This is a genomic window from Umezawaea tangerina (assembly GCF_003002815.1).
Lineage (GTDB): Bacteria > Actinomycetota > Actinomycetes > Mycobacteriales > Pseudonocardiaceae > Umezawaea > Umezawaea tangerina.
Genome location: NZ_PVTF01000009.1, coordinates 128882 through 152395, shown reverse-complemented (window position 1 = coordinate 152395; position 23514 = coordinate 128882). Strand labels below are relative to the sequence as shown.

The 23514-nt window shown below is 70.2% G+C and carries 23 protein-coding genes; 9 read left to right on the top strand and 14 right to left on the bottom strand.

The genetic code is table 11. The features are described 5' to 3' along the window. Window position 1: 1 nt before the first annotated feature. The 8 genes from CLV43_RS28830 (at window position 2) to CLV43_RS28795 (ending at window position 14417) form a co-directional block, all read left to right on the top strand. Window positions 2-1003, top strand: a complete 1002-nt coding sequence (locus tag CLV43_RS28830) for a proline racemase family protein (RefSeq protein WP_106190861.1) — start codon at window positions 2-4, stop codon at window positions 1001-1003. Window positions 1004-1282: 279 nt separating this feature from the next. Next, complete coding sequence (locus tag CLV43_RS28825) at window positions 1283-2566, top strand: ABC transporter substrate-binding protein (protein WP_106190860.1); 1284 nt, start codon at window positions 1283-1285, stop codon at window positions 2564-2566. Continuing rightward, window positions 2563-3516: a carbohydrate ABC transporter permease gene (locus CLV43_RS28820; protein ID WP_106190858.1), complete on the top strand. Its 954-nt coding sequence runs from the start codon at window positions 2563-2565 to the stop codon at window positions 3514-3516. Before CLV43_RS28825 ends, CLV43_RS28820 begins: the two co-directional genes overlap by 4 nt. Continuing rightward, entirely contained in the window at window positions 3516-4355 is an 840-nt protein-coding gene (locus tag CLV43_RS28815) for a carbohydrate ABC transporter permease (RefSeq protein ID WP_106190857.1), read from the top strand. The genes CLV43_RS28820 and CLV43_RS28815 overlap by 1 nt, the downstream gene beginning before the upstream one ends. Then, entirely contained in the window at window positions 4352-6679 is a 2328-nt protein-coding gene (gene yicI / locus CLV43_RS28810) for an alpha-xylosidase (protein WP_106190855.1), read from the top strand. Before CLV43_RS28815 ends, yicI begins: the two co-directional genes overlap by 4 nt. Beyond that, entirely contained in the window at window positions 6676-9642 is a 2967-nt protein-coding gene (locus tag CLV43_RS28805; protein ID WP_106190854.1) for a glycoside hydrolase family 3 protein, read from the top strand. The genes yicI and CLV43_RS28805 overlap by 4 nt, the downstream gene beginning before the upstream one ends. A gap of 19 nt (window positions 9643-9661) precedes the next feature. Then, on the top strand, window positions 9662-12520 hold the full coding sequence (locus CLV43_RS28800; RefSeq protein ID WP_106190852.1) for a beta-galactosidase: 2859 nt from the start codon (window positions 9662-9664) through the stop codon (window positions 12518-12520). A gap of 25 nt (window positions 12521-12545) precedes the next feature. Then, window positions 12546-14417: a glycoside hydrolase gene (locus tag CLV43_RS28795; protein ID WP_146174950.1), complete on the top strand. Its 1872-nt coding sequence runs from the start codon at window positions 12546-12548 to the stop codon at window positions 14415-14417. Window positions 14418-14453: 36 nt separating this feature from the next. Here the strand turns inward: CLV43_RS28795 and CLV43_RS28790 are convergent, their stop codons facing one another. The 12 genes from CLV43_RS28790 to CLV43_RS28740 all read right to left on the bottom strand — a co-directional run bounded on the left by CLV43_RS28790 (window position 14454) and on the right by CLV43_RS28740 (window position 21348). Continuing rightward, a complete protein-coding gene (locus CLV43_RS28790; protein ID WP_106190850.1) occupies window positions 14454-14663 on the bottom strand; it encodes a LuxR C-terminal-related transcriptional regulator in 210 nt (69 codons plus the stop codon). A 179-nt stretch (window positions 14664-14842) separates the two neighbouring features. Continuing rightward, complete coding sequence (locus tag CLV43_RS28785) at window positions 14843-15769, bottom strand: ketopantoate reductase family protein (protein WP_106190849.1); 927 nt, start codon at window positions 15767-15769, stop codon at window positions 14843-14845. Window positions 15770-16236: 467 nt separating this feature from the next. Further along, window positions 16237-17100 (bottom strand): transposase, encoded by an 864-nt coding sequence (locus CLV43_RS28780; RefSeq protein WP_245887098.1) that lies wholly within the window; start codon window positions 17098-17100, stop codon window positions 16237-16239. A 345-nt stretch (window positions 17101-17445) separates the two neighbouring features. Beyond that, window positions 17446-17985, bottom strand: coding sequence for an alkaline shock response membrane anchor protein AmaP (locus CLV43_RS28775; protein WP_106190847.1), 540 nt, complete (start codon window positions 17983-17985; stop codon window positions 17446-17448). Next, window positions 17982-18482: a DUF6286 domain-containing protein gene (locus CLV43_RS28770; RefSeq protein WP_106190845.1), complete on the bottom strand. Its 501-nt coding sequence runs from the start codon at window positions 18480-18482 to the stop codon at window positions 17982-17984. Before CLV43_RS28770 ends, CLV43_RS28775 begins: the two co-directional genes overlap by 4 nt. Then, the gene (locus CLV43_RS28765) at window positions 18479-18835 is read right to left on the bottom strand and encodes an Asp23/Gls24 family envelope stress response protein (RefSeq protein ID WP_106190844.1); all 357 of its coding nucleotides are present in this window, start codon (window positions 18833-18835) and stop codon (window positions 18479-18481) included. Before CLV43_RS28765 ends, CLV43_RS28770 begins: the two co-directional genes overlap by 4 nt. Continuing rightward, entirely contained in the window at window positions 18832-19008 is a 177-nt protein-coding gene (locus tag CLV43_RS47970) for a hypothetical protein (RefSeq protein WP_170156057.1), read from the bottom strand. Before CLV43_RS47970 ends, CLV43_RS28765 begins: the two co-directional genes overlap by 4 nt. 30 nt (window positions 19009-19038) lie before the next feature. Further along, entirely contained in the window at window positions 19039-19506 is a 468-nt protein-coding gene (locus CLV43_RS28760) for an Asp23/Gls24 family envelope stress response protein (protein WP_106190842.1), read from the bottom strand. Window positions 19507-19564: 58 nt separating this feature from the next. Further along, window positions 19565-19894 carry a hypothetical protein gene (locus CLV43_RS28755; RefSeq protein ID WP_106190841.1) on the bottom strand — a complete coding sequence of 110 codons (330 nt, stop codon included), beginning with the start codon at window positions 19892-19894 and terminating at the stop codon, window positions 19565-19567. After that, window positions 19891-20244, bottom strand: coding sequence for an Asp23/Gls24 family envelope stress response protein (locus tag CLV43_RS28750; RefSeq protein ID WP_106190839.1), 354 nt, complete (start codon window positions 20242-20244; stop codon window positions 19891-19893). The genes CLV43_RS28755 and CLV43_RS28750 overlap by 4 nt, the downstream gene beginning before the upstream one ends. A gap of 13 nt (window positions 20245-20257) precedes the next feature. After that, window positions 20258-20791, bottom strand: a complete 534-nt coding sequence (locus tag CLV43_RS28745) for an Asp23/Gls24 family envelope stress response protein (protein WP_342749819.1) — start codon at window positions 20789-20791, stop codon at window positions 20258-20260. Further along, window positions 20788-21348, bottom strand: coding sequence for an RNA polymerase sigma factor (locus CLV43_RS28740; RefSeq protein ID WP_106190836.1), 561 nt, complete (start codon window positions 21346-21348; stop codon window positions 20788-20790). Before CLV43_RS28740 ends, CLV43_RS28745 begins: the two co-directional genes overlap by 4 nt. A 222-nt stretch (window positions 21349-21570) precedes the next feature. Between CLV43_RS28740 and CLV43_RS28735 the strand changes: the two genes are divergently transcribed. After that, the gene (locus tag CLV43_RS28735; protein WP_106190834.1) at window positions 21571-21777 is read left to right on the top strand and encodes a CsbD family protein; all 207 of its coding nucleotides are present in this window, start codon (window positions 21571-21573) and stop codon (window positions 21775-21777) included. Between the two features lie 640 nt (window positions 21778-22417). Here the strand turns inward: CLV43_RS28735 and CLV43_RS28730 are convergent. Then, a complete protein-coding gene (locus CLV43_RS28730; protein WP_106190833.1) occupies window positions 22418-22807 on the bottom strand; it encodes a nuclear transport factor 2 family protein in 390 nt (129 codons plus the stop codon). Between the two features lie 135 nt (window positions 22808-22942). Then, window positions 22943-23440 carry a CGNR zinc finger domain-containing protein gene (locus CLV43_RS28725; RefSeq protein ID WP_342749818.1) on the bottom strand — a complete coding sequence of 166 codons (498 nt, stop codon included), beginning with the start codon at window positions 23438-23440 and terminating at the stop codon, window positions 22943-22945. Window positions 23441-23514 lie beyond the last annotated feature (74 nt).

The window sequence follows — 23514 nt, the reverse complement described above, 5'->3', positions numbered from 1 at the left end:
CATGCGTTCGGTCCGGACGTTGACCGCCGTCGACTCGCACACCGAGGGCATGCCGACGCGGGTGATCACCGGCGGGGTCGGCGTGGTCCCCGGCGACACCATGGCGCGGCGGCGCCTGCACTTCATCGAGAACATGGACCACCTCCGCCGGTTCCTGGTCAACGAGCCGCGCGGGCACGCCGCGATGAGCGGGGCGATCCTGCAGCCGCCGACCAGGCCGGACGCGGACTGGGGCGTGCTCTACATCGAGGTGTCCGGGTGCCTGCCGATGTGCGGGCACGGCACGATCGGCGTGGTGACCGTGCTGGTGGAGACCGGCATGGTCACCGTCACCGAACCGGAGACGGTCGTGCGCTTGGACACCCCGGCCGGGCTCGTCGAGGCGCGGGTGGTCGTGCGGGACGGGCGTGCGGAGTCCGTGACCATCGAGAACGTGCCGTCGTTCGCCATCAGGCAGGACGCCGTGGTGGACGTGCCGGGCCTCGGGCCGGTGCGCTACGACATGGCCTTCGGCGGCAACTTCTACACGATCCTGCCGATCGCGGACCTCGGCATCCCGTTCGACCGCGCCGAGAAGGACCGGATGCTGGCCGTCGGGCTGGACATCATGGCGGCCATCAACGCGACCGACCGGCCCGTGCACCCCGTCGACCCGGCGATCTCCGGCTGCAAGCACGTCCAGCTCACCGCGCCGGGCGAGGCGGGCAGCGACTCGCGCAACGCCATGGTCGTGCACCCCGGCTGGTTCGACCGCTCGCCCTGCGGCACCGGTACGTCGGCCCGGCTCGCCCAGCTGCACGCGCGCGGCGAGCTGGAGCTCGGCGTCGACCACGTGAACGAGTCGTTGCTGGGCACCAGGTTCACCGGCCGGCTGGTCCGAGCCGAGCGCGTCGGCGACGTGGACGCGGTCGTGCCCACGATCACCGGGCGGGCCTGGATCACCGGCATGGCCCAGTACCTGCTCGACCCGACCGACCCGTTCCCGGAGGGGTTCGTCCTCTAGTCCTCACCGGACCTACACCGGAACCAGGGGTCCGCCAAGAGCCGTGGCCGGTTGTGGTCACGGGCGGCCTTTTTCCGCGCCGACAACGCCACCGACCAGGTGTTATCGCTAACATCGTGGCGCGGCACCAAAGCGATTCACGCGAACGGAACGGCGGTCGACCCGACCGCCCGTTCCCCTTTTGTGGGCAACGGTTTCCGGCCACGAGAACAATTCCCGTCGACCACGGGATCGGAATCCGCCGCGCGGAACACTGCGGTCCTTCGGGAGGAATGCCTGATGTCCACACGACTGTTCGCGGCGCTGGTCGTCGCCCTGTTGGCGGTGTCGGGGTGCGGCGGCTCCTCCGGCGACTCCGACCCCAAGACGTTGAAGCTCTGGCACTACGAGGACCCGGACAGCGCGATGGGCAAGGCGTGGGCCGCGGCCATCGCGAAGTTCGAGGAGAAGCACCCCGGAGTGAAGGTCGCGTTCGAGGAGAAGGGCTTCGAGCAGATCCAGAAGACCGCCCCGATGGTGCTCAACTCCAACGAGGCGCCGGACATCCTGGAGTACAACAAGGGCAACGCGACCACCGGTCTGCTGTCCAGGCAGGGGCTGCTCGCGGACCTGAGCGAACAGGTCTCCGGCCGCGGCTGGGACAAGCTCATGGCGCCCAACCTGAAGACGACCTCGCAGTACGACGAGCGGGGTGTGATGGGGTCGGGCAAGTGGTTCGGGATCCCCAACTACGCCGAGTACGTCACGGTCTACTACAACAAGGACATGTTCGCGGCGCGCGGCGTCGCGGTGCCGAAGACGTTCGCCGAGTTCACCGCCGCGATGGACGCGTTCGTGGCGGCGGGTGTGACCCCGTTGGCCGTCGGCGGCGGCGAGTACCCGGCCCAGCAGGTCCTCTACCAGCTCGCGCTGAGCAAGGCCGACCGCGCGTGGGTGGACCGCTACCAGCGCTACACCGGTGACGTCGACTTCCACGACGCCGCCTGGACCTACGGCGCGACCACGTTCGCCGACTGGGTGGCGAAGAAGTACATCAGCCCGGAGGCCAGCGGCGTCAAGGCCGAGGACATGGGGCTGTCGTTCATCCAGGGCAAGTTCCCGATCATGGTGTCCGGCAGCTGGTGGCAGGGCCGCGTGGCCGCGGGCGCCACGGGCTTCCAGTGGGGCTCGTTCCTGTGGCCGGGCAACAAGCTGAACGCCGGGTCGAGCGGCAACCAGTGGGTCGTCCCGGCGGGGTCGAAGAACAAGGACCTGGCCTACGACTTCATCGACATCACGCTGTCCCCTGAGATCCAGGACGTGCTCCGCGAGGCCGGGGGCATCCCGATCTCCCCCGGCGGCACGCCGTCCACCGACCCCGCGGCGAAGGCGCTGAACGACGACTTCGACACCCTGGCCAAGAACGACGGGCTCGCCTACTACCCGGACTGGCCCGCGCCCGGCTACTACGACGTGATGGTGTCCGCGACGCAGAAGCTCATCACCGGCACCGCGAGCCCCTCCCAGGTGCTCGACGAACTGGCGAAGCCGTACGCGGAAAACCGCGCGAACATCGGCGGATGAGCCTCGCCCCGGCCGTCGACCGGCCGTCCCCCGCGGAGCCCACCCGGTCCGCGCCGCCATGGCGGAGCGGCGGACGCGGGGGCTACCTGGTCTTCCTGGTCCCCGGCGCGCTCCTGCTGCTCGCCGTGGTGGTCGTGCCGTTCGCGATGAACGTCGGCATCAGCCTCACCCGCTGGTCCGGCGTGGGCGATCCCGTGTGGATCGGGTTGGAGAACTACCGGAAGCTGTTCGCGGACAGCGCCTTCTGGGCCTCCTTCCGGCACAACGTCGGGTTGGTCGTCGCCATGGCGATCCTGCCGACGATCGCCGGGCTGGTCGTCGCCGCGGCGCTGTTCGACTTCGTCGGCAAGCGGTTCGGCCCGCGCACGGCCAGCGTCCTGCGGGCGTGCGTGTACCTGCCGCAGGTGCTGCCGATCGCGGTCGCGGGCATCGTGTGGAGCTGGATCCTGGCCCCGAAGGGCGGCGCGCTCAACGCGTTCCTCGACGCCGTCGGGCTCGGCTCGCTGGCGCGGGACTGGCTCGGCGACCCGGACATCGCGCTGTACAGCGTGATGGGCGTGCTGGTGTGGATCCAGCTCGGCTACCCGGTGGTCATCTTCATGGCGGGCATGCAGCGGGTCGACCCGGCGCTGCTGGAGGCGGCCGAGCTGGACGGCGCCTCGTGGTGGGGCCGGTTCTGGCACGTGACCGTGCCCGGCATCCGCCCCGAGGTGTTCGTGGTGATGCTGACGTGCTCCATCGCGGCGCTCAAGGTGTTCGGGCCGATCTACGTGCTGACCAGGGGCGGTCCGGCTGGCGCGACGAACGTGCCGTCGTACTTCTCGTTCCAGAACTTCTTCGAGCGGACCAGGGTCGGGTACGGCGCGGCGGTCGCCACCGTGCTCACCGTCCTGATCCTGCTGCTCACCGCGTTCTTCCTGCGCGTGCAGAACCGCAGGGAGGACAGCTGATGGCGACCGTGCACGCGCGCCGCGAACCGGGGCGCTACCTGGTGCTGATCGGGCTCGTCGCGCTGGCGGGCCTCATGCTGGTCCCGTTCGCGATCGTCGTGCTGAACGCGGTCAAGGCGCCCGCGGACTACGCCGCCAACGGGCCGCTGTCGCTGCCCCAGGAGGTGCGGATCCAGGGGATCGTCGACTTCTGGCAGCGCGTGGACTTCGGCCGGAAGCTGGTCAACAGCGCCCTGATCGCCGGGTCGGTCGCGGTGCTGGCGGTCGTGGTCTCGGTGCTGAACGCCTACGCGTTGGGGATCGGCCGGATCAAGGGGCGGCTCTGGGTGCTGGTGCTGTTCCTGATCGCCAACACGCTGCCGCAGGAGGCGCTGGTCTACCCGCTCTACTACCTGTTCAAGCAGGTCGACCTGTACGACACCCGGCTCGGCGTGGTCATCGTGTTCACGATCGTCCAGGCCGCGTTCGGCACCTACCTGCTGTCGTCCACCTTCGTCGCGTTCCCGCGCGAGATCCTCGAGGCGGCCCGGATCGACGGTGCGAACAAGTGGCAGGTCCTGGTCCGGATCGTGGTGCCGATCAGCAGGCCGACGCTGGGCGTGCTGTTCGTGTTCTTCTTCATCTGGACGTGGAACGAGTTCTTCATCCCGCTGGTGCTGCTCGTCTCGGCGGACAACCAGACCGTCCCGGTCGCACTCGGTGTCCTGCAGGGCCAGCGGCTGATGGACGCCACGACGACCAGCGCGTCGGCGCTGCTGGGCATCATCCCGGCCGTCGCGTTCTTCCTCATCTTCCAACGAACTCTGACACGCGGGTTGACGGCGGGAGCGGTGAAGTGAAGTTCAGCGACGGCTACTGGATGCTGCGGCCGGGAGTGCGGGCCGCCCACCCCGCCGAGGTGCACGACGTCACCACGGGCAAGGGCTCGCTCGAGGTGCACGCGCCGACGGTCCCCATCCGCCAGCGGGGGGACACGCTCAAGGGGCCGGTCGTCACGATCGGGCTGTCCTCGCCGATGCCGGACGTCATCGGCGTCGTGATCACCCACTTCGGCGGCGGGGTGCCGAGGCGGCCGGTGTTCGAGCTGGACGTGGAGGACTTCACCGCCGACGTGGCCGACGAGGACGGCACCGCGGTGCTGACCTCCGGCGAGCTGTCCGTGCGGGTCGGGCGCGAGGAGGGCTGGGGCGTCGACTTCGTCGCCGAGGGGCGGCGGCTGACCTCCAGCCGCACCAAGGCGATGGGCTTCATGACCGTCGACGGCGAGCACCACGTGCGCGACCAGCTGACGCTCGGCGTCGGCGACGTCGTGTACGGGCTGGGGGAGCGGTTCGGGCCGTTGACGCGCAACGGGCAGGTCGTCGACATCTGGAACGCCGACGGCGGCACCGGGACCGAGCAGGCGTACAAGAACGTGCCGTTCTACCTGACCAACGCGGGCTATGGCGTCTTCGTCGACCATCCGGGCAACGTGTCGTTCGAGGTCGGCTCCGAGGTCGTGTCGCGGGTGCAGTTCAGCGTGCCCGGCCAGTCCCTGGCGTACTTCGTGGTCTACGGGCCGACGCCGAAGGACGTGCTGCGCAAGTACACCGCGCTCACCGGCAGGCCCCCGCTGCCGCCCGCGTGGTCGTTCGGCCTGTGGCTGTCGACCTCGTTCACCACGTCCTACGACGAGAAGACGGTGACCGGGTTCATCGACGGGATGATCGACCGGGACATCCCCCTGAGCGTCTTCCACTTCGACTGCTTCTGGATGCGCGAGTTCCAGTGGTGCGACTTCGAGTGGGACTCGCGCGTGTTCCCCGACCCGCCCGGCATGCTGGAACGGCTGCGCTCGCGCGGTCTGCGGGTGTGCGTGTGGATCAACCCCTACATCGCGCAGCGCTCGCCGCTGTTCGCCGAGGGCGCCGCGGGCGGGTTCCTGCTGAAGCGGCCCGACGGCGACGTGTGGCAGTGGGACCTGTGGCAGCCCGGCATGGCGCTGGTGGACTTCACCAACCCGGCCGCCCGCGAGTGGTACGCGGCGAAGCTCGACGCGTTGCTGGAGCAGGGGGTCGACTGCTTCAAGACCGACTTCGGCGAGCGCGTCCCGACCGACGTCGCCTACTTCGACGGCTCCGACCCGGAGCGGATGCACAACTACTACACGCTGCTCTACAACCGCACGGTGTTCGACGTGCTGCGCGCCCGGCGCGGTGACGGCGACGCGGTCGTGTTCGCCCGCTCGGCCACGGCGGGATCGCAGAAGTACCCGGTGCACTGGGGCGGCGACTGCGAGTCGACCTACGAGTCGATGGCGGAGAGCCTGCGCGGCGGGCTGTCGCTGGGGATGTCCGGGTTCGGGTTCTGGAGCCACGACATCGGCGGGTTCGAGGGCACGCCGGACCCGGCGCTGTTCAAGCGCTGGATCGCGTTCGGGCTGCTGTCCTCGCACAGCCGGTTGCACGGCAGCGACTCCTACCGCGTGCCGTGGCTGTTCGACGAGGAGTCCGTGGACGTGCTGCGGCACTTCGCGAAGCTCAAGGCGCGCCTGATGCCGTACCTGTTCGACGCCGCCCGGCAGGCGACCGCGACGGGTGTGCCGATGATGCGGGCGATGGTGCTGGAGTTCCCGGACGACCCCGGCTGCGCCCAGCTCGAACGCCAGTACCTGCTGGGCGACTCGCTGCTGGTGGCACCGGTGTTCAGCGCCGACGGCGCGGTGTCGTACTACGTGCCGGAGGGGACGTGGACGCGCTTCGCGACCGGTGAACGGGTGCACGGCCCGCGCTGGGTGACCGACCGCTGCGACTTCACGACCATCCCGCTGCTGGTGCGGCCGGGCTCGGTGGTGCCGGTTGGCGCGGTCGACGACGGGCCGGAGTACGACTACGCCGACGGCGTGACCCTGCACGTGTACGAGCTCGCCGACGGCGCGTCGGTCACGACGACGATCACCACCGTGGACGGGGAGCCGGGCGCGCGGTTCGTGACCTCGCGCCGCGGTGACGTGGTCACCGTCGAGGCGTCGTCCGCGCCGCCGGGGTGGAAGGTGCTGCTGGTCGGCGCCGAGGTGGCCTCGGTGCACGGCGGGCGCACGACCGGACGTGACCGCGGAGTGCTCATCCAGGCCGACCGCGAGGTGCTGACCGCGGTCCTCGACGACTCGGGAGAACGACCGTGAAGCGATTGCTCGCCCTGCTGGTGACCGCGCTGCTGGTCGCGCTCGCCTCGGCCGGACCCGCGCGGGCGCAGGCGGTCTTCCCCTTCCGCGACCCCGGACTTCCCCTGGCGGCCAGGGTCGACGACCTGCTCAAGCGGCTGACCCTGGACGAGAAGGTGTCGCTGCTGCACCAGTACCAGCCCGCGATCCCGCGGCTGGGCGTGGCGGCGTTCAAGACCGGGACCGAGGCGCTGCACGGGGTCGCGTGGTCCACCGACCGGTCCGACAACGGCGCGGTGGTCACCGCCAAGGGCACGGTCTTCCCGCAGGCGGTCGGGCTGGCGTCGACCTGGGACACCGAGCTGGTCAAGCGGGTCGGCGCCGCGGTCGGCGACGAGGCCCGCGGGTTCAACGCCGAGAACCCCGGCGTGTGGGGGCTCCAGCTGTGGGCGCCCGTGGTGAACCTGCTGCGCGATCCGCGCTGGGGGCGCAACGAGGAGGGCTACTCCGAGGACACCCACCTGACCGGCGAGATCTCCACGGCGTACGGCAGTGGCCTGCAGGGCGACGACCCGCGCCACCTCAAGACCGCGCCGGTGCTGAAGCACTACCTGGCCAACAACAACGAGGTCCACCGGGACACCACGTCCTCGCAGCTGCGGCCGCGGGTCAAGCACGAGTACGACGAGGCCGCGTTCAAGCCGGCCATCGCCGCCGACGCGGCGACCGGGGTGATGACCTCGTACAACCTGGTCAACGGTCGTCCGATGACCGCGCACAGCGATGTCGACGACGTCGTGCGGACGTGGACCGACAAGGACCTGTTCACCGTCACCGACGCGGGTGCGCCGAACGGTCTGATCGGGTCGCAGAACTACTACCCCGACCTGCCCACGGCCGACGCGGCCGTGCTCAAGGCGGGCGTGGACAGCTTCACCAGCGACGACACGAACTCCACCAAGACGATCGAGGCGATCAAGACCGCGTTGGCCAGGGGGCTGATCGCGGAGTCCGATGTGGACACGGCGGTGCGGCACATCCTCGCTGTCCGGTTCCGCCTCGGCGAGTTCGACCCGGGTGGTGGACCGTACGCGAAGATCACCAAGGACGTCGTCGACAGCCCGGCGAACCGGGCGCTGGCCCGCGAGACGGCGGGCGAGGCGGTGGTGCTGCTGAAGAACGAGGGCGGCACGCTCCCGCTCGACCCGCGCAGGTCCCGCAAGGTGGCCGTGGTCGGCCCGCTGTCGGACACCCTCTACACCGACTGGTACTCCGGTGCCCTGCCCTACGCCGTCACGCCCGTCGACGGCATCCGGGCCCGGCTGGGCAGCGGCGGCACGGTTACCAGTGGCGAGGGCGTGGACCGGATCGCGTTGAAGGAGGTCGGTTCCGGCCGGTACGTCACGGCTGGGGCGGGCGAGGGTGGCGATGTCCTGCGGATCGCCGACGGCGGCGCGGGCGCGACGCAGCAGTTCGACGTGTTCGACTGGGGCCAGGGCGTGCTCACGCTGCGCAGCGCGGCCAACGACAAGTACGTCACCATCTCCGGCTCGTCGTTCGTCAACAGCGCGGTCCAGCCGTCCGGGTGGTTCGTGCAGCAGCAGTTCAAGCTGGAGGACGTCGGCGGCGGCCAGGTCGTGATCCGGTACGCCGGGTACGAGAAGGCCTACGACTGGTCCGGTCCCGAGCAGTACCTGACGGTGGCGCAGGACGGCCACCTGGTGCTCGGCGCGGTCACCGCGGCGGAGGCGGCCAGGTTCACCAAGGACGTCGTGCGCGACGGGATCGCCGACGCGGCGGCCAAGGCGCGCGCCGCGGACGTGGCGGTGGTCGTCGTGGGCAGCATGCCGTTCATCAACGGCCGCGAGGACCACGACCGCACCGACATGAACCTCGCCGACGGGCAGGAGGCCTTGGTCAGGGCCGTGCGCGCGGCGAACCCGAACACGGTGGTGGTGCTGGAGAACAGCTACCCCACGACCGTGACCTGGGAGCAGGCGAACGTGCCCGCGATGCTGTGGACCACGCACGCCGGGGCGGAGACCGGGAACGCGCTCGCCGACGTGCTGTTCGGCGACCGCAACCCCTCCGGCCACCTCACCCAGACCTGGTACCGGTCCGCGGCCGACCTGCCCGACATCCTCGACTACGACATCATCAAGAGCGACCGCACCTACCAGTACTTCGACGGGAAACCCCTGTACCCCTTCGGGTACGGGCTGTCCTACACCTCGTTCCGCTACGACGGGCTGGAGGTCGACTCACCGGTGGTGGACGCGCGTGGCCAGGTCAAGGTGAGCGTGCGGGTCACGAACACCGGCAACCGGGCCGGTGACGAGGTCGTGCAGCTCTACACCCACCAGCGGACCTCGCGCGACGAGCAGCCCGACCGGCGGCTGCGCGCGTTCGACCGGGTGCACCTCGATCCCGGCCGGACGAAGACCGTGACGCTGTCGGTGAAGGCCGCCGACCTCGCGGTGTGGGACGTGACGCGGAACAAGTGGGTCGTGGAGAGCTCGGTGCAGGACATCGCGGTGGGTGCCTCCGCCGACGACATCCGGCAGCGCGGCAGCGTGCGCGTGCGCGGCGAGACGATCCCCGCGCGCGACCTGGCGAAGGACACCCGCGCGGTCGACTTCGACGACTACGCGGGCGTGTCGCTGGTCGACGAGAGCAAGGAGCGCGGCGACGCGGTCGGCGCGGCGGCCGGGCAGTGGATCAGGTTCACCGACGCGAACCTGGGCCGCGGCCCGAGGACGTTCAGCGCCAAGGTGTCCAAGGCCTCGGCGGGCAGCGCCTCGATCGAGGTCCGGCTCGGCGATCCGGTGCACGGCAAGGTGATCGGCACGGCCCCCGTGGCGAGCACCGGTGACGTCTACGCCTACGCCACGACCACGGCGGCGTTGAGCCAGGCGCGGGGCAGGCAGGACGTCTACCTCGTGTTCACCGGTGACCTGAGAGTGGCGTCGTTCTCGCTGAAGTGACCCCGGAGGCCCCGGTCCGATGCACCGCACCCGCACGCTCCTGATCGCCCTCCTGCTCGCGCTGGTCGCAGGCGGGGTGGCCACCCCGGTGGTGGCCGCCCCGCCCGCCGGACCGCGGCACGAGGTGGGCTACGACCGCCACTCGCTCACGGTCGACGGCCGTCGGATCCTGCTGTGGACGGGGGAGTTCCACTACTTCCGGCTGCCCAGCCCCGACCTGTGGCGCGACGTGCTGGAGAAGGTCAAGGCGGCCGGGTTCAACGGCGTCTCGCTGTACTTCCACTGGGGCTACCACTCGCCGAAGCCGGGGGTGTACGACTTCACCGGCGTGCGCGACGTGGACCGGCTGCTGCGGATGACCGAGGAGCTCGGCCTGTACGTGGTCGCCCGGCCGGGGCCCTACATCAACGCCGAGACGACCGGCGGCGGACTGCCCGCCTGGCTCAAGCAGGTGCCCGGCCGGGCGCGGTCCAGCGACCCCGGCTACACCGCCGCCTACCGCGAGTGGCTGGACCACCTCGACCCGATCATCGCGCGCCACCAGGTGACCCGCGGCGGATCGGTGATCGCCTACAACGTGGAGAACGAGTACGGCGCGAACGTGGACCCGCTCTACATGGAGCAGCTGCAGGAGAAGGTGCGCGCGGACGGCATCGACGTGCCCGTCACGCACAACAACTGCTGCGGCGGCGACCTGGCGAACTGGTCGTCCGGGCAGGGCGCGGTGCAGATCCCCGGCGTGGACGACTACCCGCAGTCCTTCGACTGCCCCCACCCCGACACGACCTGGGGCCCGTGGGGCGCGGGCGTCACCCGGCGGCTGCGCGACGACGCGCCCGTGTACGCCGCCGAGTACCAGGCAGGCGCCATCGACCTGGCGGATGCCGGGTACGAGAAGTGCAGGCAGCTCACCGGACCCGACTACATGAAGGTGTTCTACAAGACGAACGTCGTGGCGAGCGGCGCGACCATGTTCGGCTACTACATGGCCTACGGCGGCACGTCGTGGGGCTGGCTGCCGCAGCCCAACGACGTCTACACCTCCTACGACTACGGCGCGGCGATCACCGAGACGCGCGGGCTCACGACGAAGTACGACGAGTTCAAGCGGCAGGGCTACTTCGCCACCACGGTCGCGCCGCTGACGAAGACGGACCCTGCCGCCGCACCCGTCCCCGCAGACCCCGCGGTGCACACGGCGGCCAGGGCGAACCCCGACACCGGCACCCAGTTCGTGCTCGTGGGGCACACCGACCGAGCGAGCGCGGCGGACGTGACCACGACGCTGGACTGGTCCACATCGGACGGTCGGTACCAGGTGCCCGTCCGCGTCGACGGGCGGGACGCGAAGATCCTGGTGGCGGGCTACGACCTCGGCGGCCAGCGGCTGGTGTGGTCGAGCTCGGAGATCCTCACCCACGCGCCGATCGGCGGCCGGGACGTGGCCGTGTTCCACGGCCGCGACGGCGAAGACGGGTCCACGGTGCTGCGCTACTCGTCGCCGCCGACCGTGCGGGTGCTGGAGGGGGCGGTGCGCTCGTCGTTCGCCTCCGGCGACCTCCGGCTCGACTACCGGCACTCCGGCCTGGCCAGGGTGTCGATCACCGGAGGCGGCAGGCCCCCGTTGCTCCTGCTGCTGGGCACCGACGAGACCGCGGCGCAGTTCTGGCGGGTGGACACCGGCGACGGCACGATCCTGGTGCGCGGCACGGAACTGGCGCGGTCGGCCCGCGTCCTCGGCGGCACCGTCCAGCTCCGCGCCGACGTGGCGGAGACCGGGGACGTCGAGGTGTTCGCACCCGACTCCGCGCGGCGGCTGGCGATCGGCGGTTCCCCGGTCCGCGTCGGGCGCACGCCGAGCGGCAGCCTGCTGGGCAAGGTCACCGGGCCGCACGCGGTGGTGCTGCCCGCGTTGACGGACTGGCGGCACCGCGTGGAGGCGCCGGAGGCCGCGCCGGGGTTCGACGACTCCCGGTGGACGAAGGCCGAGCGGACGACCACCGGGAGCCCGATCAAGCCGAGGACGCTGCCGGTGCTCTACAGCGACGACTACGGGTTCCACCACGGCAACGTCTGGTACCGAGGGCACTTCACCCCGACCGGGTCGGAGACCTCGCTCGCGCTGAACGCGATCACCGGCAAACGCGGCGTCTACCTGGTGTGGGTCAACGGCCGGTACCTCGGGTCCGCGAACGGGGGAGTGCAGGCGGACTCGGAACCGGTGAACCCCGATCCGGGGCGCGGCGACTTCGCCCTGCCGCCCGGTCTGGTCAAGCCGGGTGAGCCCGCGACCATCTCGGTGCTCGTGGAGAACATGGGGCACAACGACGACTGGACCGCCGACGACGTCCGGTTCAAGCAGCCGCGCGGGTTGTTCGGCGCTTCGCTCGCCGGGTCCGGCGCGCCGATCTCGTGGCGGGTCCAGGGCGCCGCGGGCGGTGAGGACCTGGCCGACCCGGTGCGCGGACCGCTGAACACCGGCGGTCTGTACGGCGAGCGGGCGGGCTGGCACCTGCCGGAGTACGCCGATCGCACGTGGCAGCGGGCCGACGTCCCGTCGCCGCCGGGGGTGACGTGGCACCGCACGACGTTCCGGCTCGACCTGCCGAGGGGGTACGACGTCCCGGTCGTCCTGCGCTTCCCGGCGACGGCCCGGCCGGGACAGCGCGTGCTGATCTTCCTCAACGGCTGGAACGTCGGTCAGCACCTCGGCGACCAGTCCCCGCAGCGGGACTACTCCCTACCTGGCGGAGTGCTCGCGGAGCACGGGACGAACACACTGGCGTTGGCGGTGATCGACACGGACGGCACGGCGACCGCGCCCGTCGTGAGCCTGGTGGCGGCAGGCGTGGTCCGCGGCGGTGTGCCGGTCAGGTAGCCCACCTCACCCTGGAGGACACGACATGGCCCGATCGAAGTGGGTGTGCGGCCTGGCCGCCCTGGTGCTGGCGGTGGTCGTCCCGGTGCCCGCGGCGGCGGCCGTGGCCGTGGCGCAGGTGTCGTCGTCGCCCGCGCAGACGATCGACAACATCGGCGCGTCCGGGGCGTGGTGGGTCAACGACCTGGCCCGCTTCTCCGCGACGACCCGGCAGCGGGTGGCCGACCTGCTGTTCGGCGCGGACGGCATCCGGCTGTCGGCCTACCGGTACAACATCGGCGGCGGTGGAGTCGGCGTGGCGGCGGGCGACCGCGCGCCGCAGACGCCGCTGACCTCGCCGGGCACCTACGACTGGTCACGCGATCCGGGCGGCACGGAGTTCGTCCGGCAGGCGGCCTCGCACGGCGTCCCCGACCTCGTCGGGTTCGTCAACAGCGCCCCGGCGGTCTGGAAGGACAACGCCAAGAGCTGCGGCGGCCACCTCAAGGCGGGCTCCGAGCCGGCGTTCGCCGGGTACCTGGCCGACGTGGTGGCGCACTTCCGCGCCGAGGGCGTGCGGATCAACCACCTCAGCCCGATGAACGAGCCCCGCAACTCCTTCGACGGGTCGCCGTGCGGCCAGGAGGGCATGCTCGTCGACCCGGCCCAGCGCGACGACATCGTCCGCGCGGTCGGTGCCCGTGGGCTGGGCGTGGGGATCAGCGCGGACGAGTCGAGCACCGTCGGGCAGTTCACCTCCGAGGTGCCGCAGTGGATGAACCAGGCCGGGACCGCCCAGTACGTCACCACGCTGGCCCACCACACCTACGACTTCCCGAACGACACGACGCTCGCGGGCGTCGCCGGTGTTCGACAGCAGTTCGACAAGCCGACGTGGGGCAGTGAGATCTGCTGCTTCACCGGGATCAACGGCGGCTACGGCGCCACCTACGACCCCACGATCACCGGGGCGCTCGCCATGTCGAGCATCGTCCACCGCGACCTCACCGTCGCCGGCGACTCGGCGTTCCACTGGTGGACGGCGCTGTCCAAGGTCATGGGGTGCAGCCCCGGCAGCTCGCCGGACTGCGCGACCCGGACCAACACCAGCGGGTACAACGACGGGCTGATCTACTACGACCCGGACTTCGCCTCGAACGGCAACCAGAACCTGTACCCCACCAAGCGCTTCTACGCGCTCGGCCAGTACAGCCGGTTCGTCCGGCCGGGGTCGGTCCGGTACCCGGTGACCGGGACGCCCAGCGGTGTGCAGGTCATGGCCACGTCGAACGCGGGCCAGTGGACGCTGGTGGTCAACAACCTCACCACCTCCGAGCAGCGGACCGACGTGCGGTTCACGGCGTTGGAGAACGTCTCGGCGGTCTCCGCCTACCGGACCAGCGCCACCGAGAACCTCGCGTCGATCGCCGTGCCACCGGTCTCCGGCGGCACGGCCTCGCTCACGTTGCCCGCGTTGAGCACCACCACGTACGTGCTCAGGCAGAACGGCGGCACCGCGCCCACCGCTCCCGCGACGGCGCTGGTCGGTGTGGGATCGGGGAAGTGCCTGGACGTGCCCGGTGCCTCGACCACGAACGGGACCGCCGTGAAGATCTACGGCTGCAACGGCGGTTCCAACCAGATGTGGACGCCCACCGCGGCCGGTGAGCTGCGGGTGTACGGCGGGAAGTGCCTGGAGGCCTACCAGCAGGGCACCGCGGCGGGGACCGTCGTCGACATCTACGACTGCAACGGCGGAGCGAACCAGAAGTGGACGATCGGCTCGAACGGGTCGATCACCGGCACGCAGTCGGGTCTGTGCCTGGACGTCCAAGGCGCGGGCACCGCCGACAACACGCCCGTCGTGCTCTGGACCTGCGGTGGGGCCACCAACCAGCAGTGGCGCCGCCGTGTCTAGCGCGGACCGGTCCACCTGCCCGCCGCGGTGGGGCCGTCAGATCAGGCCCCGCCGCGCGGCCCACACGATGGCCTGGACCGGGGTGCGCACGCCGAGCTGGTCGCACACGGCCCGCATCCGCCTGCGCACCGTCCGGTCCGACAGCTCCATCCGCCTGCCGACGGCCTCGACCACCATTCCGTCGGCGAGAAAGGCGAGCATCGTCAAGTCCTGTTGTCCCAGCGAGGGTTCCACGGTTTCCAGCATGCGATCACCTCGGTGGGGCGAGCAGCGTTTCCGGCAGTGGACGAATCGAAACGTAGAATACGCGTCGCGGAAACGTCAACACCCATTCACGAGCCGCGAATTCGCTATTCGACCCCTATTGTCGAATAGCTGACGCGCGGCCGTCGAACAGGTGTCGAACGCGTTCGATTACCCGTCGATTACCCGCGACCGGTCACGCGCGCCTGGTGCACCCGCAGCAGACCGGTCGTCAGGCCGAGCAGGGGAGCCGGGGCGCCCACCCGTTCCGCCACCTCGAGCAGGTCCCCGAACAGGGCCTCGACCTCGACGCTCTGGTCGGCGACCAGGTCCCGGTACAGCGACGACGTCAGCGGCGAACCGGGCGTCGTCACGGTCGACCGCGTGGACTCCACCGCGGTCTCCGAGACCGGATGCCCGGCCGCGGCCACGATCGCCGCCACCTCGTCGACCACCGCCCCCGCGAACGCCGCTCCGCCCGGCACCGCCACCACCTCGCCGACCGAGCCGCGCATCAGGCAGGTCACCGCGCCGACGGACGTGATGAACGCCCACTTCGTCCACATGTCCTCGACGATGTCGTCGGACAGCACGGCGTCGAACCCGACACCGGTGAACGCCTTCTCCACCTCGGCCACCTGGTCGGGCACCGACGTGCTCCGCGCCCCGTAGGTCAGCAGGTGCGGCCCCCCAACCCGCACGATGTCGCCCTCGTCGTTCACCGTCGTCACGACCCGCGCCGCCCCACCGAGCACCGCCTCGTCACCGAACCGCTCGGCGAGCACCTCGATGTGCCGCATTCCGTTCAGCACCGGCAGGATCACCGTGCCCGGCCCGACAGCGGGCGCGAAATCCTCGATGGCCGCGTCCAGCCCGGTCGCCTTCACCGACAGGAGAACCAGGTCGTAGGTCCCGTCGAGCCCACCGGCCTCCACCAGATTCGGCTCCACCACCGACCCACCGCCGGGCTCGACAATCCGCAACCCGCGCTTCCTCAACACCCCAGCCCGCCCCGGCCGAACCAGGAACGTCACATCCCGCCCACCCTGCACCAGCCGCGCCCCGAAATACCCACCGGTCGCACCGGCCCCCACCACAAGGATCTTCATACCGCGCGACGCTAAGCCTGCCACCGACCACCCGCAACCGACCGCGAAGACCCCCGTTGTGCAGTGGGTCAGTGGATCGCTACCTGATGACCGAACGAACGGGCGGTGCTACGGGTCACCCACACGCACACCATTCCTGTCGCTCTGAGATGAACGACGATCGGCGTCGGCCATCGGCACGTTTACCGAACGCACCACGCGCTTCACCGTCCTGCTCCACCTGCTCGCTGGCCATACCGCCTGCGAATCTTCACCCTGGACCAGGGCGGTGAGACGGGCCGTCACCACGAGTTCACCAGCGCCGCCAAGATCCGGTCTGCTTCTGCAACCGGGCAGCCCCTGGCAACGCGGGTCCAACGAGAACGTCAACCGCCTGTTACGCCACACCGCACTCGCAAAGGCCTGGGCTAACGACCTCGTGCATGGCTGGCAGTTGGGCGTCGTCGGTGCACGAGTTGTCGCGGTGGCTACCGCACCGTCGTCCGGGCGGCCTCAACGCGGTCGTGGTACTGATGGTCCGACAGCAGACCGGCCACTGCCCGGACCGTGTCGGCGAAGGTCTCACGACGACCGAGATGACGGGTCAGTGATCGCCAGTTCTTCACATGGGCGATGCCATGCTCGACGCGGATACGTCGTAAGGAATGGGCCTTGCGTTGGCGCGTATGGATCTCCTCGTACCAGGATGACGGGTTCTTACGAAACTTCCGGTAGGGCAGGGCGATCACCTGCCCGCCTGTTCGGGCTCCGAGCACCTGGTAGCCGGCATCGGCCAGGACCCGCAGACCAGTGGTGTTCTTGAGGAGGGTGACCAGTTCGGACTGGCGGGCTTGGGTGATGTCCGCGGTCGAGCCGGGTGTGGTGGCGCCGCAGAACAGCATCCGGCCGACCTCGTCGGTGACGATCATGGTCTTGACGGCGTTCTGCCTGCTGTTGCCCGACACGAACCGATCGCGACCGGCAGTGCCCGCTGCGGGGCGACGCACTCTGACCTCGGTCGCGTCGACAATGCTGTCGGTCCCGCTGCGGCCGAGGTGCTCGACCACCTCGGCGAGGGGCCGCAATCGCCGGCCGTCCTCGACCCGGCATCCGCGTTCGGCCGGCAGCGGGCGGATCTCGTTGACGGCGCGGGTGATCGTGGAGCGATCGACCCCGAACCACGCCGCCAGGACGTCATGCTTGGTGCCGTGCCGCAGGTGCACCACCGTCGCCAGCAGGCGGTCCACGAACACCAACCTGTACTTGGCCCCCGCACCCGGCGCGCGGGAGCGGGGTCGGGAGACGAGCCGAGCTTCCTGCTGGGCCTGCCACAGCGGCCCGATCTCGGCCACCAAGTCGAGATCACCACGCTCGACAAGCCTGTCACTCGACGGTTGGACAACACAGCAGTACGACCCACGCCAAGATCATCTCAGGCTGCCCGCCCAACCATGCACGACGTCGTTAGGCAACGCCAGCCCAGGCCTCGCCACAGTCATCACGTCAGCACGTTGACCAGCGGTGTCGCGACGATCTTTCGAATTCGCCCAATCATCACTGCGGCCACACCGCACTCGCAGTACCCGACACCTGCCAGCCGTGTCCTGCACCACTCTGGGCAGCACACTACGGCGGTGTCGGACGACTCCACCGTGGTGCGCCCACCAGCACGGCGTCACGCACCGGGGCAAGTCCGGTCAGGCTTTGAAGCGGAACTCGATGGTGGTGGGAAGGGTGGTGAGGTCCAAGGCTTGGCGTAGGCGGGGGAGGGCGTGGGTGGTGATGTTGGAGCGGATGTCGGTGACGTCGGCAGTGTGGTGGACGGTGACCACGAGTGCCAAGGCGGGGGCGGAGTGCGTGCCCGCCAGCGCTGCCCTGGCTGTGTGGACGCCCTCGTAGGTGGTGATGTCGTCGGTGAGCGGTGCCACGGCCACCGCTGCCGGGAGGGCGGTGGTGCCCGGGTCCGTGGTGGACTCCAGTTGCCAGGTCTGGGTTTTCGGGGAGCGGGCCAGCTGCGCGATCAACCAGCGGAGGCAGAGCAGTCCGATGACGACGCTGGCCGCCGCCGTGGCGTAGAGGACCGGAGTCGTCGGGCTGGTCGAGGGGAGCAGCGGGTCGGTTGAGGGGACCAGCCGCAGCACGTCGAAGTAGGTGGCCAACGCGAAGCCGCCCGCGGCGAGTGCGACGAGCCCCAGAAGGGCCAGCAGGGTGCGGTTGAGACGGGCCGGGCGGTTCATCGTGCGCTCCTGGTCCTGATCCGGGGCGACGGAGGCGCGGTGAGCGGGATCTGGCCCAGGCGTCGCTCGAGCGCTGCCCGCACCGCCTCGTCCAGACCGTCCGTGCTGATGCGGTTGGTGCGCACCCTGGCGATTACCTTGCCGCGCCGCACCTTCAGCTTCGTCGCGGTGACACCGTCTACGGAGTCGGCTGCCGCCTGCAGCGTGCTGCGCAGACTCCGGGTGGACGCACCCGCGTCCGACTCGTCCTCGGTCAGCGGCACGACCATCGGTTTGCCGGGCAGGATCGCCGCCAGCAGCAGGACCAGCCCCAGAACGGCCAGGCCACCCCCGGCGATGGCAACCCCCAGGTCGTTCCAGTGCGGGTTCGGCAGCGCCACGAACGGTGTGCGGCCGATGAGCTGCTGCACGGTCCACGTCGCCACGGCCGCGCAGACCGCCAGCAGCACGACCGCCGTCAGCGTGGCCGGAACGCTTCGGCGAGGCCTGCGGATCATTCGACCCTCCGATGCCGGGCGGTGGCCGTGCGCAGTTCGGTCACCGTGATGTCCACCTTGGACACGACCAGTCCCGTCAGCTCCTCGGTGCGCGCCACGAGATGGGCGCGCACCCGGCTCGTGGTCGCCGCCACCGACTCGGGGTAGACCACCGAGAGCCGCACGTCGAGCTCGGCGCGGTCTCCGGTGACCCGAGCGGTCACCTGGACCGCCTCCTGGTCGCCGACGGCGACCCCCAGCACCCGGTGGGCGGACCCGCCCACACCCGCGACCTCCGTCACCGCCCGCGCGGCCAGCCTTTCGACCACGCGGTCCGCTACGTCGGTGCGGCCCCTCTCCAGCGCGATCGTCATCCCCGGTCCCGGTTCGTGAGCTGGGACAGATCGAGCTTGCCCTCGGCCACCCGGCCCGCGATCAGGCCGATCGCGCCGAAGGCGAGGACGATGAGGAAGGCGCCGAAACCCCCGAAAGCAGCGGCGAAGCCGAGCGCGAGGCCGGACAGCAGTCCGAGTGTGGTGGAAGTCATCAGACCCGTTCTCCTTGCTGGTGGTGACGACTACTGGACGCGGGACGACTCGGGCGTCGCGTTGTCGCCGTCCTCACCGGGGATGTGCACGTCGATGACCGTGATGTTGACCTCGACGACCTCCAGGCCGGTCATCCGCTCGATCGACGTGATCACGTTGCGGCGCACCGAACGCGCCAGATCAGCGATCGGCACGCCGTACTCCACGAGGAGCTGCAGGTCGACCGCGGCCTGCTTCTCGCCGACCTCCACCGAGACACCCTGACCGGCGCTGGCCGACGCGCCGGGGATGCGCTCGCGGATCGCGCCGAACGCGCGGGACGTCCCGCTGCCGAGCGCGTGCACGCCGCCGATCTCACGAGCCGCGAGCCCCGCGATCTTCTGCACGACGGTGTCCGCGATCGTGGTGGAACCGTGCTCGGTCACCAGCTGCCCGTTGGACGTGGTCGCCACGGTCGTCTTCGGGGTGGTGGTCGTGGTTGCGGCCGGGTTGCTCATCGTCGCGCTCCTTCGGTCGAAGTTGTTGTGTTGTAAGGACACCGGGGGACGGGAATCGTCACGTGCCCGATGGTGTGGTGCCGGTCTCATCCCTGAGTGCCGCCGCGTCCAGGTCCGTCACCACGATCCGGAGCGTGGCCGCCTCGAACCCGTGCTGCCGCAGCACCTCGCTGAGCATCACGGTCGCCTTGTCCAGCAGCGGGGGCAGGGGCAGCGCGGTCGCGACCACCCTGACCTCCACGACCTGGGCGCCGAGGTCGACGGCGAGGGCGTCCCAGTCCCAGGGCACCCACGGCGACGTCGGCGCGATCACGGGCGTGGCCGCCCGCAGGCCGGGTACCTCGCGCAGTGCCGCGAGCAGCTTCTCCACGATCTCCTGGGAGCTCATGACAGCTCGATGTCCAGGATCGACACCGCCACCTCGACGACGGCCAGCCCGGTCGCGTTCGTGACCGCACGGGCGACCGCGCGCTGGACGGCCCGACCGACCGCGGCGGCCTGGTCGTCGGCCGTCGTCACGATGTCGACCTCCAGCCGCACCCCCACGTCCATGCGCACCCGCACGCCCTCGGTCGGCGCCGGGTCGAGGCCCTTGATCCGCTGCCGCGCGGTGCGCGCCACCGACCCGACCAGCCCCGCGAGGCCCGCCTCCAGTCGTGACACGCCCGCGACGCCACGGGCGGCGTGCGCGGCGACGGCCGCCACGACGGGCTTGGTGATCACGTGCTCTGCAGTCATCCCGTCCAGTCCCTCAGAGGTCGTACAGGTCTTCGACGGTGACGTCCAAGCGGTTCACCCGCATGCCGACCCGCGCGGTGGCGGCCGTGGTCACCCGTTCGCGCACCATGCTCACCACATCGGGGGCGACGACCTCGACGCTCACCGCGATCTTCAGCTCGACGTTGACCACGTCGACCGAGGCCCAGACCTGGCAGTGCCTGGCGCGCACCCCGGCGACGCTGTCCGCCGCGTACCGCAGCACGGCCGCGATGGCACGTTCGCTCGCGCTCACCGGCCCCAGGTCGCCGACGCCGAGGGGCAGCATGTCGCCGCGCCGCACCTCGGCCCGCACCGCGGACATGATCCGCCCGAACAGCGCGCGCGACGGCTCGGAGGTGTCGCGCGACATCTCCTCGGTGACCGCCCGCAACGCCCGCAGGCTCTCACGCGCGCCGAGGCAGTGCGGACACTCCAGCTCATGCGCGTCGATCTCGTCGAGCCGGTCCCACACCGCCTCGACATCACGACCGCAGGGCAGCAGGTAGCCCTGATCGGTCTCGTTCATCGCCATGGCGCCATCACCTCCGCGAGTTGCACTCTTGCGCGCGCGATCCGGCCGCGCACCGCCGTCACGTTGGCCCCGACGGACTTCGCGATCTCGTCGTAGGACCTGCCGTGCACCTCGCGCAGCAACCAGCACGCCCGCTGCTCGGGGGTCAGCTTCTGCAACGCGGCGGCCAGCGCCGCCATCTGCTCGCCGATCTCGACCGACCGCTCAGGGAGGACACCGGTCGCCTCGTGCTCCTCCGGCTCCACCTCGGCCAGTGGCCGCCGCGACCGGATCACGTTGAGGCAGCGGTTCGTCGTCGTGCGGTAGAGCCACGACATGAACGCCACGTCCTCCTGCAGTTGGCCAAGCCTGCGCCACGCGGTCAGGAACACCTCCTGCACCACGTCCTCGGCATCCGTCCTGCTCGCGAGCATGCGCACCGCGAACCTGTACATCGGCCCCTGGTACCGGAGCACCAGTTGCTCGTAAGCGTGCACGTCGCCCTCCCTCGCACGGGCGACCAGAGTCACGTCGTCCAGCGCTTCGGATCCGACCTCGGTGTGCGACGTCATTCACGACCCCCGACTGCGCACGGCATCGGCGAGTCCCCCTTCCAACGGCTTCCGGTAGGACACGGCCGGGAGCGGAAACGTCACGGCCTCCACCAGCATCGGTGTTGGTGATCGTCGTCACCCGATGGAGACCCGATCGTGGGCGTGACGAATGCGGTGCCGGCCGTGTCCTCCTTGCGAGAAGGCACTCGACCGGGTGCCGCCAGGCGGAGGAGAAGCGCGATGTCGTTGGGTGACAAGATCAGCAACAAGGCCGAGGAGCTCGGCGGCAAGGCCAAGGAGACCGCGGGCGACGCCACGGGCAACGAGGACCTGAAGGCCGAAGGTCAGGCCGACCAGGCGTCGGCGGGCCTGAAGAACGTCGTGGAGGACGTGAAGGACGCCGTGGGCGACGGTATCGACAAGATCAAGAACGTCTTCTCGAAGTAGGCCTCGGGTCGGCAGGTCTGTCGGGGGCCTGCCGACCGGGTGGTGCCGGGATGACGGTGGGACGGCGGTGGGGAGGCGGCGAGTGCCTGTCCACCGGCTGATGTGGGCGGTGGTACCGGTCCCGGCCATGGTTGGTGGTCACTCGTGGGTGTCGGTGCCGCTGGGGTGACGGCGTTGGTCCGAAGAGGACGCTGCGGGTGGTGTCAGGCCCGTGGGTACCGGTGGTCTGCTCGTGCTCGGTGAGGGTGTCGGCAACCCGCGCTGGGCCCCAGGCGCCTGGGGCTCGGTGGGGTGTCGGTGCCTGACCTGGGTGTACTGACCACAGAGGGTGGGAACCGGGCGACACGGGATCTAATGATCTTGGAATAGGTGAGGGCCTCTGGGGTCGGTATGGATTGCGACGTCTGCACCGGCCAAACGGAGGCCTTCACGCCCCACGCTGATGCACCCTTGACCAAGCTCGGCAGACTCCGCCCGACCTGTCACCGCATGGCGCGGCCGCCCACGTGGGCTAGGCAGCTAGCAGGCCGATCCGTCGTTGTGAACTCCCGCTCCCGGCGACTTGGCCCACGTCGACATCAAGTAGCTGGAGGTGTCGCCTGGTGGCGGGAGGGGGCGGGCCGTTGGCTCGCCTGAGGGGTTAGTTGAGGGTGGAGGGGGCGAAGTAGTCGCGTAGGAGGGTGATCTTGCCGTCGCGGACGCGGTAGATCTGGACCAGGGAGACGGGGGCGGCGTTTTCGAAGGCGGCGTCGAGTTCGACGATGAAGACGTCGGGGTTGGCAGTGGTGTGGAGGACGGAGCGGGAGTTGGCGACGTCGATCTTGCGCTGGTCGTCCTTGACCAGCCGGTGCATCGCGGCGAAGCCGGCGCGGAGGGCGTCGTGGCCTTCGAGTCGGTGTGGGGTGGTGCTGTCCTCGGGTTCCAGGGGTGCCTCGTAGACGCCGTCCTCGGCGTAGAGGTTCGCCTGTGCGTCGGCGTTGGAGGTCATGCCTGCGATGACGTGGCGTTCGTAGATTTCCTGCGGTGTCATGGTGTCCCCCTGGGCGTGTGGATCTCTTGATCCATTGTTTCGCATCCGGGGGTGGGTGGGGGTCGGGTTGGCGTACGCCGGTGTACCGGGAGTGGGTCTGGGTGCTTTTTGGGGGATTGGAGGTTTCGTGGAGAGCTAAGAGGTCGGGTCGCCGGACTTGGTGCGGTTGTGGTGTCGGCGGGCCTTGAGGCGGTTGCCGCAGGTGGCCATGGAGCACCAGCGGGCCTGGTTGGCGCGGCTGCGGTCGAAGAGGAAGAGGCGGCACTCGTCGTTGCCGCAGGGGCGCAGGCGGCCGGGGTGGGTTTGCTGCAGTCGGGCCCATTCGAGGGTGATGCGGGCGGGGAGGTCGGCGTTCACGAGGGTCCAGGTGACGCCCGTGGGGGTCAGTTCGGGGATCTGGTGGACGCCGTGGATCGCGGTGGCCAGTGCCGAGGTGTCGGTGGAGCCGCGCACGAGGTCCTGGAGGTGGTCGCGGACCTGGCGGAGGTGGTCGACCTCCGGGTGGGATCCGGTGCCGCCGTGGGCTTTCGCCCAGCGGCCGGCGGCCACGTCGTCGGCGAGGGTGTCGGTCGGCGTGCCGTCGACGATCGGGCTGCTGTTGAGCAGCGCGAGAAGGGTGTCCAGGTCGTCCACGACCTCATCTAACCATACTGGAGCGTTTGACAGGTTAGGAAGTGGTGTGCTCCGATGTGGGCATCACCTAACCG